Raw genomic sequence first — 15,202 nt, 5'->3', positions numbered from 1 at the left:
TCCCCGATGGGTCGCGCAGCGACCCCAAAAACCTGCAATAGCCAATGTTGCGAGTGCTACGCACTCGAGCGGGGATAAATCCCCTCGCCACAGGTCGGTGTGAATCCCAGGATTGGGTGTCAGACCATCGCCAGCCGCTGCTTGCCTTGAGGCTGCGGAAACATCAGGTCCAACGCCGCCAGATCCTGCGGCTCAAGCTTCAGGTTCGCCGCCTCGGCATTCAAACGCACATGCTCGGGCTTCACGGCCTTGGGAATGGCAATCACATTGTCCTGGCGCAACAGCCAGGCCAGGGCTATTTGTGCCGGTGTTGCGCGGTGGCGTTCGGCGATTTGTCCCAGGGTGTGATCCTTGAGCAGGTGCCCGCCCTGGCCGACCGGGCAGTACGCCATGACTGGCATGCGCTGTTGCTGGCACCAGGGCAGCAGGTCGAATTCGATGCCGCGTTCTTGCAGGTTGTACAGCACCTGGTTGGTCGCGCAGGCCGGCGCGGCCAGTTCTTCAAGGTCCGCCACGTCGAAGTTCGACACGCCCCAACGGCCAATCTTGCCTTCTTCGCGCAGGCGCTCGAAGGCTTCGACGGTTTCCTCCAGCGGGTACTGACCGCGCCAGTGCAGCAGGTAAAGGTCGATGTAATCGGTGTCGAGCCGGCGCAAACTGCGTTCGCAGGCCAGGGGAATGCCTTTGCGACTGGCGTTGTGTGGATAGACCTTGCTCACCAGGAAAACCTGGTCGCGCAGGCCGGTGATCGCTTCGCCAACGACGGTCTCGGCACCGCCTTCGGCATACATCTCCGCGGTGTCGATCAGGGTCATGCCCAGCTCGATGCCCAAGCGCAAGGCTGCGACTTCTTTCTTGTGATGGGACGGTTCCTCACCCATGCGCCAGGTGCCTTGGCCGATTACCGGTACGGACACGCCGGCCAATTCCAGAGTCTTCATGGCTACCTCCTGTTGTTTAGACCGATAGTGCTGTGGCAGCAGGATAGACCAGGTGTTCACCTGATGAGCGTTCCCACGTTCTGCGTGGGAATGCTTTCCGGGATGCTCCGCGTCCCAAAAGCGTGACGCGGAGCGTGGGAATGGTCAGTCGGCGGGACGTTATTTTGCCGAGAACTTCAGCACCATGGTCTGGGTATAGGTCTGGCCTGGATCGAGCCGCGTCGAGGGGAAGTTCGGCTGGTTGGGCGAGTCGGGGTAGTGCTGGGTTTCCAGGGTGAACGCGCCCCAGTGCGGATAGACCTTGCCTTGCTTGCCCTTGACGGTGCCATCGAGGAAGTTGCTGGTGTAGAACTGCACGCCAGGTTCGGTGGTGTAGAGCTGCAGACGGCGTCCGGACTCCGTGTCATAGACCTCGGCGGCCAGTTTGTTCACGTCGCCCTTGGCGTCCAGCGCCCAGTTGAAATCGAAGCCACCCTGTTTCGGCTCGGCGAATTTGAGTTGTGGGTGATCGGCCTTGATATGGGTGCCGATGGCGGTGGGTTGGGTGAAGTCCATCGGTGTGCCGGCCACGGGAGCCAGCTCGCCGGTGGGAATGAGCTTGGCGGTGACTGGCGTGTAGTGGGCTGCGTGCAGGGTTGCGATCTGCTCGAGTATGTCGCCGTTGCCGGCGCCGGCCAGGTTGAAATAGCTGTGGTTGGTCAGGTTCAGCACCGTGGGTTTGTCGGTGGTGGCCTTGTACTCGATGCGTAACTCGTTCTGTTCGTTGAGGCTGTAGGTGACGTCGGTTTTCAGCGCACCGGGAAAGCCCATCTCGCCATCGGGTGACAGGTAGGTCAGGGTGACACCCACCGAGTCCTTGGCATTATGGGGCTGGGCCTTCCAGACGCGCTTGTCGAACCCTTGCGGCCCGCCGTGCAGGGAGTTGCCATGGTCGTTCTGCGGCACCTGGTAACGCTTGCCGTCCAGCTCGAAAGCCCCGTCGGCCAGGCGATTGCCGAAGCGGCCGATGGTCGCGCCGAAATACACGCTGCCGTTCTTCTGATAACCCTGCACATCGTCGAAACCGAGCACGATGTCGGCGGCCTTGCCGTTTTTGTCCGGCACGCTCAATGACTGCAGGATGCCGCCATAGGTGATGACCGTAGCCTCCATGCCGTGACTGTTGCGCAGCACGAATTTTTCCACCGCCGTGCCGTCGTCGGTCTTGCCGAACGTACCGCGTTCGTTGGTCAGGCCGGCAGCCTGGGAAGCCGAGGTGGCGATCATCAGAGACACTCCGAGGGCCGTGAGCAGTTGTCTGGATTCAAGCATGGTATGACCTTCCTTCCTGTTGTTTTGTTGTTGTTTTGAACGCGGGGCGAGTCCGTTACTGGTCGGACAGCGCTGAAGGTTTTTCGGTTTAGTAGTCTTTCTATTTGAGGGTGGAGAAGGGATTTATAGCCATTAATGGAGATTTTTCAATTAAAAAGTAAGACTAATTAAGTTTTGAAGCTGTCGCGGAAGGTCGCGGGTTTTCACCGGTCACTGCACTTTTGCGTTTTTTGCCGCTCTATCCTTGGCCTGGAAGCGGCGACCCCCATCGCTTCCCCATGCCCAGACCGAGACTCGATGGCCGGTGTTTTTTATTCTGTGATGAGGTTGCGCCGCTGCGGCGTGGCGTTGTTGGTCGGTGTGTCGGTGCTGTTCAGCGGCGGCTGCAGCCAGCAGCAGGGCCAGGACATGGTCACGCAATTCAGCAACGCCAGGCCCCAGGAGTTCTTGCAGACCAGCGTCGACCGCATGGCCACGTTGTCGATGCACGACAACCTGCAAAGCCTCTATCTGCTGATGAGCAAGCTTTACCTGCGCAACCCCGAGGAACTGCGTAAATCCGGCTTTCTCGACGCCCGCACTGCGGAAAAACAGGTGCGCATGGCCATCGAGCAGCAACAACCCTTACCGACCCTGGGCGGCAAGAAAGACTTGGCTGCCCTGAGCTATGCCATGAGCCCGGAGTTTCTCGGTGATCGGGTCGGGGCGTTCATCTATGCCATCGGTAGCATGCTGGTCACCGCTCACGGCAATCGCCTGGAGTTCTACATGACCGACACCATCGACCCGCGTTTTGTCAGCAATGCCGCGCGCAACATCGAAAAAGCCACTTGGCTGCTGAGTCAGCGGCAAAACAAGGAGGGCAAACCGCTGCTGTTTTCCAATGAGATTTCGGAGGAGGGCAGCAACCTGAGTTTCGCCGTGGAGTTCGGAAAAATCGTCGCCCGGCTGGACCTGTTGACCCAGATGCTCGACGAGCGCTACCGACGGATCGGCTTGAATTATGCCCAGAGCCTGTTGTTCCTCAACTTCCTGCCGGTTCAGTGAGGTGATGAGAAAGGAATAAAGATAGATCATATCGATATAGGGGGTTATAAGAAAAATCGCTATGCTCGCGGCCAGATTTTTCATGCGGTCGTGTTGAGACGGGTTTAATGGATTTCGGTAATGTCGGTTTAGTCGTTGCAGGCCTGGTGGTTGGCTTCATCGTTGGGATGACCGGCGTCGGCGGTGGTTCGTTGATGACCCCGATCCTGTTGTGGTTTGGGATCAACCCGGCGACGGCGGTGGGTACGGACCTGCTGTATGCGGCCATTACCAAGTCTGGCGGTGTCCTGGTTCATGCCAAGAACCGCAACATCGACTGGGCCATCACTGGTTGGCTGACCCTGGGCAGCGTGCCGGCGGTCGGCTTGACGCTGTGGTTCCTCAGCAGCCTGCACAGTTCCCCCGACGCCATGAACGCGGTGATCAAGCAGGCCCTGGGCTTTGTGTTGTTCGCCACCGCCCTGGCGATTCTGTTCAAGAAGCGCCTGCTGCAATTCGCTCATGACCGCGCTGGCGGCCACTACAATCCCTCAGGTTCGCGACTCAACCTGCTCACGGTCATCACTGGCCTCGTGTTGGGTACGATGGTCGCGTTGACCTCCATCGGCGCCGGTGCCCTGGGTACTGTTGCGCTGTTCATCCTCTATCCGTTCCTGGTCACCAAGCGCCTGGTGGGCACCGAGATCGCCCACGCCGTGCCGCTGACCCTGGTGGCTGGCCTGGGCCATGCGAGCATGGGCAACATGGACTGGCACATCCTGGGCTTCCTGCTGGTTGGTTCGTTGCCGGGGATCTACCTGGGCAGTCATTTGTCGGGCCGCATCTCCGACGAACTGCTGCGCCCGTGCCTGGCGGTGATGTTGGCGATGATCGGGTTCAAGCTGGCGTTCTAGAACTGGCACCGAGATCCATTGTGGGAGCGGGCTTGCTCGCGAAAGCGGTGTGTCAGTCAACGTTGAAGTCGACTGACACACCGCTTTCGCGAGCAAGCCCGCTCCCACACTCGTTTGCGGTGACTGTACTTCTAGCAGTCTTACCTCTTCCTCCCGTGCGCGTTGGCTGGTTGCGCAATGCCCCCCCTGGCCTAAGCTTCTAGTCAGGCAGGCGCAGTATCGAGCGACTCTCGCGGAACAATCGCCGCCATGCGCAATCAGTACAGCGTAAATATCAAAAGGAGAGGCGCATGCTCATTCGGTCGTTGACCTTCGCTACCTTGCTGGCCATCGCCAGCCCTCTGTTCGCTGCCGATGGCGACTCGCCCTTGTTGGCGGATGCAGGCAAGTCACGTCCCCTTGTCGTCATCGCGTCCAGTTCGGTCGACCCTGCCTGGGTGAGCCTGAAAAAGGCCTTGGATGAACCGGCCGGCAAGCAGGGCTTTGCCGAGCGCAACATGGTGCTCTATACCGTGCTCAATACCATTGGGCAGCGCGATGGCAAGGACCTGGACCCGCAAAGCACCATGGCGTTGATTCGCTCGCTCAGGTTGGGCGCCGGTGCGCAGCCCAAGATCATCCTGGTGGGCAAGGACGGGGAAAAGAAGCTTGAGCATTCCGGCGCGATCGAACTGAAAGACCTCTTCGACACCGTCGATAAACTGCCTGCGGCCGAAAAAGAAGCGACACCTCCAGCTCCACCTCCCGCGCCAGAGCCTGCACCGGCCAAGGATACGAAAGGCGCCAAGCCTGGCAAGGTTGCCAAGCCATCGGCGCCGCCGAAGCCGCTGGATGATTGATCTCCAATAACGACGTGGCTCCCCTGTGGCGAGGGGATTTATCCCCGCTCGAGTGCGTAGCACTCGCCGGATTCTTTGACATGCAGAAATGCTGGGGCCGCTTCGCAGCCCAACGGGGATAAATCCCCTCGCCACAGGTACCCCCGCCGCTTTACTTCCCGTCCAGTGCAGTGAGGATCCGATGCGCCGCTTTCACCCGTTCCTCGATCGGGTAGTTCCTGTTGGCAAGCATGACGATCCCCATGTCCTTTCCGGGCACGAATGCCACGTAGGCACCAAAGCCACCGGTAGAACCGGTCTTGTTGATCCAGGCGTTGGCCGGCGCAGGGCGAGGTGGGTCCAGCGGTTCGACCTTGTTTGGCGTCATCGCGACTTGTGTCGAGTTGCCAGCCAGCAGCGCATCCACGGTGAGCGGGTAGGGGTAGAACTCCCAACCCAACCCCTGGGTCATCCCACCGACCTTATAGAACCCGGTATGGGTCGTGGCGATGGCTTGGCGCAGGCCGGCGTCCAGTTTTTCGGGGCGCAGGTTGGCCTCGACGAAGCGAATCAGGTCCGATGAGCTGGTCTTCACCCCGTAAGCCTCGGAGTCCAGCGCGCCAGGCCCGACCCGGACAGGCTTGCCATCCTTTGCATACCCTTGGGCGTATCGAATCGACTGATCCTGTGGCACCCGCACATAACTGTGCTTGAGGCCCAGCCCTGGCATCAGCGTGCGCTCCATTACCTCGTCGAACGACTGGCCCATGCTGCGGGCTGCCAGATAGCCGAACAGGCCGATGCTCGGGTTTGAATAGAGTCGTTGGGTGCCGGCCGGGTAGAGCGGCTTCCAGGTCGTGTAGTAACTGAACATCCGGTCTGGATGGTCCGCCTCGTCGGGAAACTGCAACGGCAGGCCGCCGGCGGTGTAGGTGGCGAGGTTGAGCAGGCTGATGCCATCGAAGGCGCTGCCGCGCAGCTCGGGGGCGAAGCGACTGGCCGGGTCCGCCAGGGACAACTTGCCCTGGGCCTGGGCATAGGCGCCGAGGGTGGCGGTGAAGGTCTTGCTGATCGAGCCGATTTCGAAGAGGGTCTGGTCGGTGACCGGCTTTTTCGTGTCCTTGGAGGCCACGCCGTAGTTGAAGTAATGGCGTTGGCCGTTGTAGGTGATCGCCACAGCCATGCCGGCGATGTCCTGTTGCTTCATCAATGGCTGGATCGTGGTGTTTACGGCATCTTCAATGCGATCCTGGGCAAAGCCCGGAGCCGCCCCGCAGAACAGGAAAAAAGTGCCTGCGAGTATCGATTTAGCCATGTGCATGTCGGACCGTCTCCTTGGATGGCGGTGGTTCAAGCCGCTCTGCATCCGGCAGCTTGCGATGCCCGGGGGCATCTTGGGGCTGGTCAATCTAGGAGGTTTTCGGTTGCTCGGCAATTGGTTGCCATCGGGCTCAGGTCAGGTTCCGAGTCGTCTGACTGGCTCGCGGGAGCCTTCCTACGCAAATCTTTTGGCAGCCGGCCTCGGTGTCGCATGGCAAACCTCCACGGCTGCCGGGTAGACTTGCGCTCTTTCTAAAGGAGTTCACATGAGTTACTACCAGCCCGGCATTCTCGCCACCCCTGTTCCGCCTCAGGCCCGTCACTTGTTTTTTGCCTTGGAATCGGTCGAGGCACTGCCGGCTGCGATAGACAAACTCCAGTCGCTGCTCGATGGGCGGGCCGTGGTCGGCTTCGGCGAATCACTGGTCCAGGCGCTGGGCGCCCAGGTCGAAGGCCTGCGGGCCTTTCCTGCGTTGGCCGGTGTGGGCGTGGACAATCCGTCGACCCAGCACGCGCTGTGGTGCTGGCTGCACGGCGAAGACCGCGGCGAGCTGATGCACCGCAGTCGCGCCATCGAGGCCGCGCTGGCCCCGGCGTTGCGCCTGGTGCAGATGAACGAAACCTTCCGCCATATGACAGGCCATGACCTGACCGGCTACGAAGACGGCACCGAAAACCCTCATGACGAAGCGGCCATTGCCGCAGCCCTGGCCCAAGGTGTCGACGGGCTGCGCGGGGGCAGTTTTGCGGCGATCCAGCAGTGGCAACACGATCTGGACGGTTTCGCGGCGATGCAGCCCCACGAACGCGACAACATCATGGGCCGCCGCCTGAGCGACAACGAAGAAATCGACGATGCGCCGGAGTCGGCCCACGTCAAGCGCACCGCCCAGGAAAGCTTCGCCCCGGAGGCGTTCGTGGTACGGCGCTCCATGCCGTGGATCGAAGGCGACCGTGCAGGGCTGATGTTTCTGGCGTTCGGCTTCTCCCTCGATGCCTTCGAGGCACAACTGCGGCGCATGAGCGGCCTGGAAGACGGTATCACCGACGGCCTGTATCGTATGAGCCGGCCAATCACCGGTGGTTACTACTGGTGCCCGCCGCTGCTGGACGGGCGCCTGGACCTACGGGCCATAGCCCGCTGAACAGGCGTTTTGGTCCGCTGAGCCGGGCGTTTTGTGCAAACGCACCGGTGAACGCTATTCTTGGGCCGGACGTCTATCCGTGGAACGGGGGAAGCAAACGTGGATAAAGTCATCGTCATCACCGGTGGTGGTCGCGGCATCGGGGCGGCCACGGCGCTGTTGGCTGCCGAGTTGGGTTATCGGATCTGCATCAATTACCAGTCGGATGAAAGTGCCGCGCAAGAGGTGCTCGAACAGGTGCGGGCCAAGGGCGCACAGGCGATGGCCGTGCGCGCCGACGTGAGCATCGAAGATGAGGTGATCAGCCTGTTCGACCGGGTGGATGCCGAGCTGGGACGTGTCACCGCCCTGGTGAACAACGCCGGCACGGTGGCCCACAAGTCCCGGCTCGATGAAATGTCCGAGTTCCGCATCCTCAAGATCATGAAGACCAATGTGCTGGGACCGATCCTCTGTGCCAAGCACGCGGTGCTGCGCATGTCGCCCCGGCATGGTGGGCAGGGCGGGAGTATCGTCAACGTCTCGTCGGTGGCTGCTCGCCTGGGGGCGCCGGGTGAATACGTCGATTACGCAGCCTCCAAGGGCGCGCTGGACACCTTCACCATCGGCCTGTCCAAGGAAGTGGCTGGCGAAGGTATTCGCGTCAACGCGGTTCGCCCTGGCTATATCTACACCGATTTCCATGCCCTGAGCGGCGACCCGGATCGGGTCAGCAAATTGGAGTCGGCGATTCCCATGGCTCGGGGCGGTCGTCCGGATGAAGTCGCCGAAGCGATTATCTGGCTGCTGTCGGACAAGGCTTCATATGCGACCGGGACGTTTGTGGACCTGGGGGGCGGGCGCTGAGCTTTGGAATACGGGTTGCCTGTTCTGCTGTCATCGCGAGCAGGCTCGCTCCCACATGAGATTTGCTGAGTACCTGAGATATTCGTTTCACCGTAAATCCACTGTGGGAGCGAGCCTGCTCGCGATGAGGCAATAAAAGGCGCTCCAATATCAAAACGACCGAATAATCCGCCCCAACGTCTCCATGGCCTTTTCCGAGGCGTCGGTCCACGGGCTGCCATAGTTCAAGCGGATGCAATTTCGGAAACGCTGCGTCGGTGAAAAGATCGGTCCCGGCGCGATGCTGATGCCCTGGGCCAGGGCCATCTGGAACAGTTTCAGCGAATCCATCTGCTCCGGCAGCTCCAGCCACAGGAAGTAACCGCCTGCCGGCTGGCTGACCCGGGTCTGGGCCGGAAAATAGCGGGCGATGGCGGCGAGCATCGCGCTTTGCTGTTCTTCCAGGGCGTAGCGCAGTTTGCGCAGGTGGCGGTCGTAGCCGCCGTGTTGCAGGTAGTCGGCGATGGCGGCCTGGGCTGGCATCGAGGCGCACAGCGAGGTCATGAGCTTGAGCCGTTCGATCTTCTGCGCAAAGCGCCCGGCGGCGACCCAGCCGATGCGATAGCCCGGCGCCAGGCTCTTGGCGAACGAGCCGCAATGCATCACCAGCCCTTCGGTGTCGAACGCCTTGGCCGGCTTGGGGGCCTGCTGACCGTAATAGAGTTCGGCGTAGACGTCGTCCTCGATCAGCGGCACCTGATGGCGGCGCAGCAGTTCCACCAAGGCCTGTTTCCTGGCCTCGGGCATGGTCGCGCCCATGGGGTTCTGGAAACTGGTCATGCACCAGCAGGCCTTGATCGGATGGCGCTCCAGTGTCTGTTCCAACACGTCCAGGTCGATGCCGTCGCGCGGGTGAACGGGGATTTCCACGGCCTTGAGCTTGAGCCGTTCCAGTACCTGTAGGCTGGCATAGAATGCCGGCGCCTCGATCGCCACCAGGTCGCCGGGTTCGGTCACGGCTTGCAGGCACAGGTTCAAGGCTTCCAGGGCACCATTGGTGACCAGCAGCTCCTCCATGGGCAACATCAGCCCGCCGACCATGTAGCGCAGCGCGATTTGTCGACGCAGTTGTGGATTGCCTGGCGACATGTCCGTGACCACCATTCGCGGGTCCATGTCCCGTGTTGCGCTGGACAGCGAACGGGACAGCCGTTGCAGTGGGAACAGTGTCGGGCTGGGGAATGCCGAGCCGAAGGGTACGGTGGCCGGGTCCTTGATCGAATCCAGCACCGAAAACACTAACTCACTGACGTCGACTTCGGTGGACTCGTGCACCTGGCTGCTGATCGCCGGCTCGGAAAATGGGCTTGGCGCATGGGCGTTGACGAAGTAGCCGGAGCGCGGCCGGGCCCGGATCATGCCGCGTCGCTCCAGCAGGTAATAGGCCTGGAATACGGTGGACGGGCTGACGCCGTAGGTCTGGCTGGCGTAGCGTACCGACGGCACCCGCTGACCCGGCCCCAGCATGCCCGAGCGGATCAGTTCAGCGATGTCGTCGGCGAATTTTTCGTAGCGTTTCATGGCAGGCCCAGTCTTGAGTGACACATGGTTTTCGCTTCCACAAGAGCTCGGCATCTTAATGCTTCACCGATTCATCGGCGCGACAAAACGGCTCTTGGCGAGGCTGTAGATTCCCGGCTCATCCGTGTCGGCGACCTTGAACGTCATTTCCTGGGAGCTTTTGCCTGGCCGTTCACTGAGCATCGCCACCGACACTGGCACGTCGACGATTTCACCCGGGGCCAGGCTCAACTGCGTCGTGCCTTGCAGGACGAAGCCGTCGCTTTCCACCAGGGACAAGTGATAATCCTGGCGCTGTTGGGTCTTGTTGATGACTTTCAGGGTGTAGATGTTCTCGATCTGGCCCGCGCTGTTCTCGCGGAACAGGCCTCGGTCCTTGCTGACGTCCAGCGACACCATGGGCCGCTGCACCAGCGCCACGGCCAGCGCGCCGATCATCACCAGCAACACGGCGGTGTAGCCGATCAGCCGGGGTCGCAGCAGGTGAGTCTTGCCGCCCTGCAACTGGTGTTCGGAGGTGTATTTGATCAGGCCGCGGGCGTAACCCATCTTGTCCATGATCGAATCGCAGGCATCGATGCAGGCCGCGCAGCCGATGCATTCCATTTGCAGGCCATCGCGGATGTCGATGCCGGTGGGGCAGACCTGCACGCACATCTGGCAGTCGATGCAGTCGCCCAGGCCAATGTTCGCGGGGTTTGCCTCGCGTTTGCGCGGGCCGCGGATTTCACCACGGGCCGTGTCGTAGGAAATGGTCAGGGTGTCCTTGTCGAACATCACGCTCTGAAAGCGTGCATAAGGGCACATATGCATGCACACCGCCTCACGCAGCCAGCCGGCGTTGAGGTAGGTGGCTGCGGTAAAAAAGAGCACCCAGAACAAGCTCACACCGGCCATTTGCAAGGTCAGCAGCTCTTCGGCCAGTGGCCGGATCGGCGTGAAGTAACCCACGAAGGTCAGGCCGGTGAGCAAGCTGATGGCCAGCCACAATGTGTGCTTGGCCGAGCGGCGCAGCAGTTTGTTCAGGCCCCAGGGCGCTGCTTGCAGCTTGATCCGCTGGTTGCGTTCGCCTTCGGTGATTTTCTCGCACCACATGAAGATCCAGGTCCAGGAGCTCTGTGGGCAGGTGTAGCCGCACCACACGCGCCCGGCGAAGACGGTGATGGCGAACAGGCCGAAGGCGGCGATGATCAGCAAGGCCGAGAGCAGGATGAAATCCTGGGGCCAGAAAGTCGCGCCAAAGATGTGGAATTTGCTTTCGGAAAGGTCCCAGAGCACCGCCTGGCGACCACCCCAGTTCAACCACACCGTGCCGAAAAACAGCAGGAACAGAACCCCCGCACCGCTGATGCGCAAGGTGCGAAACAAGCCGGTGAAGCTGCGGGTGTGGATCAGGTTGTCGGTGGTCCTGGCCTTTATCTTCGTTGGCGCAGGTTCGAACGTCTGTATCAACTGGACGGGGATTCTATCGCTCATGGTCGGTCGCTCATCAGCCTCTATCTGGCCGGGGCACTATGACCATGGAACTGTTTGCATAACAGACTCAGGTGTTTTGATAAAAACCGGATCAGATGCCGTAAAACCTAGGCGCTGCGACACTTTGATGCACCCAGGAAGTGACGAACATATGACTGTGGCGAGGGGATTTATCCCCGCTGGGGTGCGAAGCGCCCCCAAGTAATTGCGCCTGGTGTCCAGGATTGGCCCGGACGCAGGTCGTAGGAGTTGCTCCGTCAGCCAGCGGGGATAAGTCCTCTCGCCACAAGTGCTTCCCAGGCTCGGGTAGATGGATTCAGACCGCCGAGCCGCTGTCCGTGGCCTTCAGGTGCTTGCGCCCGTCGGTCGCGCCGGCCACGGTCAGGGCATCGACTTCAGCTTCGGTGAGGTAGACCAGCTCGCCATTGATCTCCACGGCCGACATGGCCTTGTCCGGGTCGGTGATGATGGTCAGCTGGCTGGCGGGGCGCTGTTGCGGGCCGGTGCTGCTGTCGAAATAGCAGATCTGGTCTTCGATACGTATAGGCATGGCAGCACTTCCTTCGTTATGTCCTGAACATTAGGCGCGGCCCGCTAGCCAGGGTTCGTCGCGCCTGATCAGCGGTCGAGCGCACCTCTGGCTTCGCTTGCGGTCCATCATGTATCGAATGGAAAGAGGACGGTCCATGGAAGCCTGGTGGCATGAAGTCTGGATGACCCTGCAGGCGGAATTCGCCGACATCACCGATGCCCAGCAGATGACCCGGGTCACGGTGCGCCTGGTGATGGCTGCGTTGCTGGGGGGCATCCTGGGTTTCGAGCGCGAACACAAGGGCAAGGCTGCCGGCGTGCGCACCCATATGCTGGTGGCGCTGGGAGCTGCGTTGTTCGTATTGGTACCGCAGATGTCCGGGTCCCAGGCTGACGCCATGAGCCGGGTGATCCAAGGCATTGTCGCCGGCATCGGTTTTCTCGGCGCAGGCACGATCCTGAAGAACAACGACGGCGACGAAGGCCATGTAAAAGGCCTGACCACTGCTGCCGGGCTGTGGATGACCGCCGCCATCGGCGTCGCTGCCGGGCTGGGACGGGAGGCGACGGCGGTGCTCAGTACGGTGCTAGCGCTGGTGATCTTCAGCGTGATGCCGGTGATCGTCCGGGCGCTGGAGAGGGAGAACAAGCCGTGACCGTGATCCCAGCCAGAACACACCATTCAATGTGGGAGCGAGCAAGCCCGCTCCCACAGGTTTTTTGTTATCCACTAGTCTGTTGAGCAAACCCGCTCCGGCGGCTCCTCGCTCGGCGGGTCACCCAGCGGCGGTTGTGGGTCCAGCGGCGGGTCCTTCTCGGGAATCGGTTCCGGATCAGGACCGGGCGGGGGCAAGGTGGGGTCGTCGATGTTCGGGTCAGGTGTTTCGGCCGGGATGGGAATATTCATCGGGACGGGTCTCCGTGACGCACATGGCTTGAGTCGTGCTTATTGTTGTTGACCACCTTGCACCGGCTTTGATCCCCGGGATGCATCGAGGCAAATCCCTCTGAACTTTTAACCGCTGGTTCGGTTCGGAGTTTAAGTGAGTTTTTTTCAGGGACCCGTTGGGCCTTTACCGCCACAAGCGCGTCCATGGGGCGTAAAAGGAGCGATGCTCGATGATTGCCGAATACCCGACTGACCTGGCTTACAACCCGCATTTGCCGCTGTCTCAAGCCTTGCTGTTGCCGCGTATTGCCATTGAAAACACCATGCCGGTGATCGACGGCGGGCAGTTCGCCGCCAAGGCTGTGGTCGGGCAGGACGTGACGGTAACCAGCAAGGTCTTCGCCGATGGCCACGACAAGCTGGCCGTGCGCATCCGCTGGCGTGCGCTGCAGGACGAAGTATGGAACAGCGAAGTCATGAGCGACCTGGGCAACAACGGCTGGCGCGGCCAGTTCAATGTGCCGGAACAAGGCCGCTATGTGTTCTGTATCGAGGCCTGGATCGATCAGTTCGCCAGTTTTCGCTACGAGCTGGAGAAAAAATTCGGCGCAGGGGTGCCGATCAGCCTGGAGTTGCAGGAAGGGCGCAACCAGGTGCAAATGGCCGTCGAGCGCAGCACGGGAGAGTTGAGCGAGCAACTGGCGGCCTTGCACCACGAGCTCTCCGGTTTGCTGCCGACCGAGCAGGTGGCACTGTTCCTGGCACCGCGCAGTGCCGATCTGATGTCCCTGGCCGATCATCGCCCGTACTTGAGCATCAGCCCTGAGTACCCGTTGGATGTGGAGCGCAAGCTGTCCGAGTTTGCCAGCTGGTATGAGCTGTTTCCCCGCTCCATCACTGACGATCCCAAGCGCCACGGCACCTTCAACGATGTGCATTCGCGCCTGGCGGTGATCCAGGACATGGGCTTCGACGTTTTGTACTTCCCGCCGATCCACCCCATCGGTCGCAGTTTCCGCAAAGGCCCGAACAATTCCCTCACCGCCGGTCCCGACGACCCGGGCAGCCCATATGCCATTGGCAGCGAGGAGGGTGGGCACGAGGCCATTCACCCGCAATTGGGTAGCCGCGAGGACTTCCGGCGCCTGGTAGCGGCGGCCGCTGACCACGGCCTGGAGATTGCCCTGGATTTTGCGATCCAGTGTTCCCAGGACCATCCTTGGCTCAAACAGCATCCGGGCTGGTTCAGCTGGCGGCCGGACGGCACGATCAAATACGCGGAAAACCCGCCGAAGAAATACCAGGACATCGTCAACGTTGATTTCTACGCGGCCGATGCGATTCCCAGCCTGTGGACGGAGTTGCGCGACATCGTGGTGGGCTGGGTCAAGGAAGGCGTGAAGATATTCCGCGTCGACAACCCTCACACCAAGCCGCTGCCATTCTGGCAATGGTTGATCGCCGATGTCCGGGCTCAATACCCTGAAGTGATCTTCCTGGCTGAAGCGTTCACCACGCCGGCCATGATGGCGCGGCTGGGCAAGGTCGGTTATTCCCAGAGCTACACCTATTTCACCTGGCGCAACACCAAGGCCGAGCTGGCGACCTACTTCAGCGAACTCAATGAGTCGCCTTGGCGTGAATGCTACCGGCCGAATTTTTTCGTCAATACGCCAGACATCAACCCAGCCTTTCTCCATGAGTCGGGGCGCCCGGGTTTTCTGATCCGCGCAGCCCTGGCGACCATGGGCTCAGGTTTGTGGGGCATGTATTCGGGCTTCGAGCTGTGCGAATCGGCACCGGTGCCGGGCAAGGAGGAGTACCTCGATTCAGAGAAATACGAGATCCGTCCCCGGGACTTCACCGCCCCAGGCAACATCGTTGCCGAGATCGCCCAGCTCAACCGTATCCGCCGACAGAACCCGGCGTTGCATACGCATTTGGGCCTGAAGATCTACAACGCCTGGAACGACAACATTCTTTATTTCGGCAAGCGCACGTCCGACGGCAGCAATTTCATCCTGGTGGCGGTGAGCCTCGATCCGCACAACCCCCAGGAAGCCAATTTCGAATTGCCGCTGTGGGAAATGGGCTTGCCTGACGACGCCCAGACCCAGGGCGAGGATTTGATGAATGGACATCGCTGGACCTGGTACGGCAAATACCAGTTCATGCGGATTGATCCGGCGTACCAGCCGTTCGGGATCTGGCGGATTAGCGTGGCGTGACGCAGCGCAATGTGAATGAGGGCTGTTGTGGCGAGGGAGCTTGCTGTGGAGAGGGGATTTATCCCCGCTGGGCTGCGAAGCAGCCCAACAGCTTTACGCGGTCAACCAGGCATATCGAGGTTGATCCATTGGGGCTGCTTCGCAGCCTGGCGGGGATAAATCCCCTCGCCACAAAGGTCCTCACCTCACAAAAAGAC

Annotated in this window: 14 protein-coding genes; 7 read left to right on the top strand and 7 right to left on the bottom strand. The window is 61.0% G+C overall.

What is annotated here, in order from left to right:
* Positions 1 to 119: 119 nt before the first annotated feature.
* Both AC30D9_RS27070 and AC30D9_RS27065 read right to left on the bottom strand, forming a co-directional pair.
* Positions 120 to 941 (bottom strand): aldo/keto reductase, encoded by an 822-nt coding sequence (locus AC30D9_RS27070; protein WP_490145219.1) that lies wholly within the window; start codon positions 939 to 941, stop codon positions 120 to 122.
* A gap of 159 nt (positions 942 to 1,100) precedes the next feature.
* Positions 1,101 to 2,252: an aldose epimerase family protein gene (locus AC30D9_RS27065; protein WP_307571248.1), complete on the bottom strand. Its 1,152-nt coding sequence runs from the start codon at positions 2,250 to 2,252 to the stop codon at positions 1,101 to 1,103.
* Positions 2,253 to 2,549: 297 nt separating this feature from the next.
* Between AC30D9_RS27065 and AC30D9_RS27060 the strand changes: the two genes are divergently transcribed.
* From AC30D9_RS27060 to AC30D9_RS27050, 3 genes are all read left to right on the top strand, one after another.
* On the top strand, positions 2,550 to 3,299 hold the full coding sequence (locus tag AC30D9_RS27060; protein ID WP_307571247.1) for a hypothetical protein: 750 nt from the start codon (positions 2,550 to 2,552) through the stop codon (positions 3,297 to 3,299).
* Between the two features lie 107 nt (positions 3,300 to 3,406).
* Positions 3,407 to 4,192 carry a sulfite exporter TauE/SafE family protein gene (locus AC30D9_RS27055; protein WP_134923676.1) on the top strand — a complete coding sequence of 262 codons (786 nt, stop codon included), beginning with the start codon at positions 3,407 to 3,409 and terminating at the stop codon, positions 4,190 to 4,192.
* Positions 4,193 to 4,482: 290 nt separating this feature from the next.
* Entirely contained in the window at positions 4,483 to 5,031 is a 549-nt protein-coding gene (locus tag AC30D9_RS27050) for a DUF4174 domain-containing protein (protein WP_134923677.1), read from the top strand.
* A 151-nt stretch (positions 5,032 to 5,182) separates the two neighbouring features.
* On the opposite strand, the gene ampC is transcribed toward AC30D9_RS27050, so the two are convergent.
* Positions 5,183 to 6,331 carry a class C beta-lactamase gene (ampC, locus tag AC30D9_RS27045; RefSeq protein ID WP_490145218.1) on the bottom strand — a complete coding sequence of 383 codons (1,149 nt, stop codon included), beginning with the start codon at positions 6,329 to 6,331 and terminating at the stop codon, positions 5,183 to 5,185.
* Positions 6,332 to 6,596: 265 nt separating this feature from the next.
* On the opposite strand from ampC, the gene AC30D9_RS27040 reads away from it, so the two are divergent.
* Together AC30D9_RS27040 and AC30D9_RS27035 are read left to right on the top strand one after the other, a co-directional pair.
* Positions 6,597 to 7,475: a Dyp-type peroxidase gene (locus AC30D9_RS27040; RefSeq protein ID WP_134923679.1), complete on the top strand. Its 879-nt coding sequence runs from the start codon at positions 6,597 to 6,599 to the stop codon at positions 7,473 to 7,475.
* 99 nt (positions 7,476 to 7,574) lie between these two features.
* Positions 7,575 to 8,321, top strand: a complete 747-nt coding sequence (locus AC30D9_RS27035) for an SDR family oxidoreductase (RefSeq protein WP_109751731.1) — start codon at positions 7,575 to 7,577, stop codon at positions 8,319 to 8,321.
* Positions 8,322 to 8,471: 150 nt separating this feature from the next.
* Here AC30D9_RS27035 and mapR read toward each other — a convergent pair whose 3' ends face one another.
* The 3 genes from mapR to AC30D9_RS27020 all read right to left on the bottom strand — a co-directional run bounded on the left by mapR (position 8,472) and on the right by AC30D9_RS27020 (position 11,907).
* Positions 8,472 to 9,881 carry a GntR family transcriptional regulator MpaR gene (gene mapR, locus AC30D9_RS27030; protein ID WP_307571246.1) on the bottom strand — a complete coding sequence of 470 codons (1,410 nt, stop codon included), beginning with the start codon at positions 9,879 to 9,881 and terminating at the stop codon, positions 8,472 to 8,474.
* A 63-nt stretch (positions 9,882 to 9,944) separates the two neighbouring features.
* On the bottom strand, positions 9,945 to 11,357 hold the full coding sequence (gene ccoG, locus AC30D9_RS27025; protein WP_134923682.1) for a cytochrome c oxidase accessory protein CcoG: 1,413 nt from the start codon (positions 11,355 to 11,357) through the stop codon (positions 9,945 to 9,947).
* Positions 11,358 to 11,673: 316 nt separating this feature from the next.
* Entirely contained in the window at positions 11,674 to 11,907 is a 234-nt protein-coding gene (locus AC30D9_RS27020; protein ID WP_490145217.1) for a DUF3203 family protein, read from the bottom strand.
* Between the two features lie 136 nt (positions 11,908 to 12,043).
* On the opposite strand from AC30D9_RS27020, the gene AC30D9_RS27015 reads away from it, so the two are divergent.
* Positions 12,044 to 12,544 carry an MgtC/SapB family protein gene (locus AC30D9_RS27015; RefSeq protein ID WP_109751736.1) on the top strand — a complete coding sequence of 167 codons (501 nt, stop codon included), beginning with the start codon at positions 12,044 to 12,046 and terminating at the stop codon, positions 12,542 to 12,544.
* A 74-nt stretch (positions 12,545 to 12,618) separates the two neighbouring features.
* Here AC30D9_RS27015 and AC30D9_RS27010 read toward each other — a convergent pair whose 3' ends face one another.
* Entirely contained in the window at positions 12,619 to 12,795 is a 177-nt protein-coding gene (locus AC30D9_RS27010; protein WP_490145216.1) for a hypothetical protein, read from the bottom strand.
* Between the two features lie 212 nt (positions 12,796 to 13,007).
* Between AC30D9_RS27010 and AC30D9_RS27005 the strand changes: the two genes are divergently transcribed.
* A complete protein-coding gene (locus AC30D9_RS27005) occupies positions 13,008 to 15,005 on the top strand; it encodes an alpha-1,4-glucan--maltose-1-phosphate maltosyltransferase (protein ID WP_490145215.1) in 1,998 nt (665 codons plus the stop codon).
* Positions 15,006 to 15,202: the final 197 nt, after the last annotated feature.

Source organism: Pseudomonas sp. DF11, assembly GCF_058148565.1.
Note: the sequence above shows the minus strand (reverse complement) of the source record. Positions and strands in the feature narration are given on the sequence as shown.

Excerpts from the sequence above, each read along its gene's own strand:
- AC30D9_RS27070 (WP_490145219.1), bottom strand. The coding sequence starts at position 941 with ATGAAGACTCTGGAATTGGCCGGCGTGTCCGTACCGGTAATCGGCCAA.
- AC30D9_RS27065 (WP_307571248.1), bottom strand. The coding sequence starts at position 2,252 with ATGCTTGAATCCAGACAACTGCTCACGGCCCTCGGAGTGTCTCTGATG.
- AC30D9_RS27060 (WP_307571247.1), top strand. The coding sequence starts at position 2,550 with ATGGCCGGTGTTTTTTATTCTGTGATGAGGTTGCGCCGCTGCGGCGTG.
- AC30D9_RS27055 (WP_134923676.1), top strand. The coding sequence starts at position 3,407 with ATGGATTTCGGTAATGTCGGTTTAGTCGTTGCAGGCCTGGTGGTTGGC.
- AC30D9_RS27050 (WP_134923677.1), top strand. The coding sequence starts at position 4,483 with ATGCTCATTCGGTCGTTGACCTTCGCTACCTTGCTGGCCATCGCCAGC.
- ampC (WP_490145218.1), bottom strand. The coding sequence starts at position 6,331 with ATGCACATGGCTAAATCGATACTCGCAGGCACTTTTTTCCTGTTCTGC.
- AC30D9_RS27040 (WP_134923679.1), top strand. The coding sequence starts at position 6,597 with ATGAGTTACTACCAGCCCGGCATTCTCGCCACCCCTGTTCCGCCTCAG.
- mapR (WP_307571246.1), bottom strand. The coding sequence starts at position 9,881 with ATGAAACGCTACGAAAAATTCGCCGACGACATCGCTGAACTGATCCGC.
- ccoG (WP_134923682.1), bottom strand. The coding sequence starts at position 11,357 with ATGAGCGATAGAATCCCCGTCCAGTTGATACAGACGTTCGAACCTGCG.
- AC30D9_RS27020 (WP_490145217.1), bottom strand. The coding sequence starts at position 11,907 with ATGCCTATACGTATCGAAGACCAGATCTGCTATTTCGACAGCAGCACC.
- AC30D9_RS27015 (WP_109751736.1), top strand. The coding sequence starts at position 12,044 with ATGGAAGCCTGGTGGCATGAAGTCTGGATGACCCTGCAGGCGGAATTC.
- AC30D9_RS27010 (WP_490145216.1), bottom strand. The coding sequence starts at position 12,795 with ATGAATATTCCCATCCCGGCCGAAACACCTGACCCGAACATCGACGAC.
- AC30D9_RS27005 (WP_490145215.1), top strand. The coding sequence starts at position 13,008 with ATGATTGCCGAATACCCGACTGACCTGGCTTACAACCCGCATTTGCCG.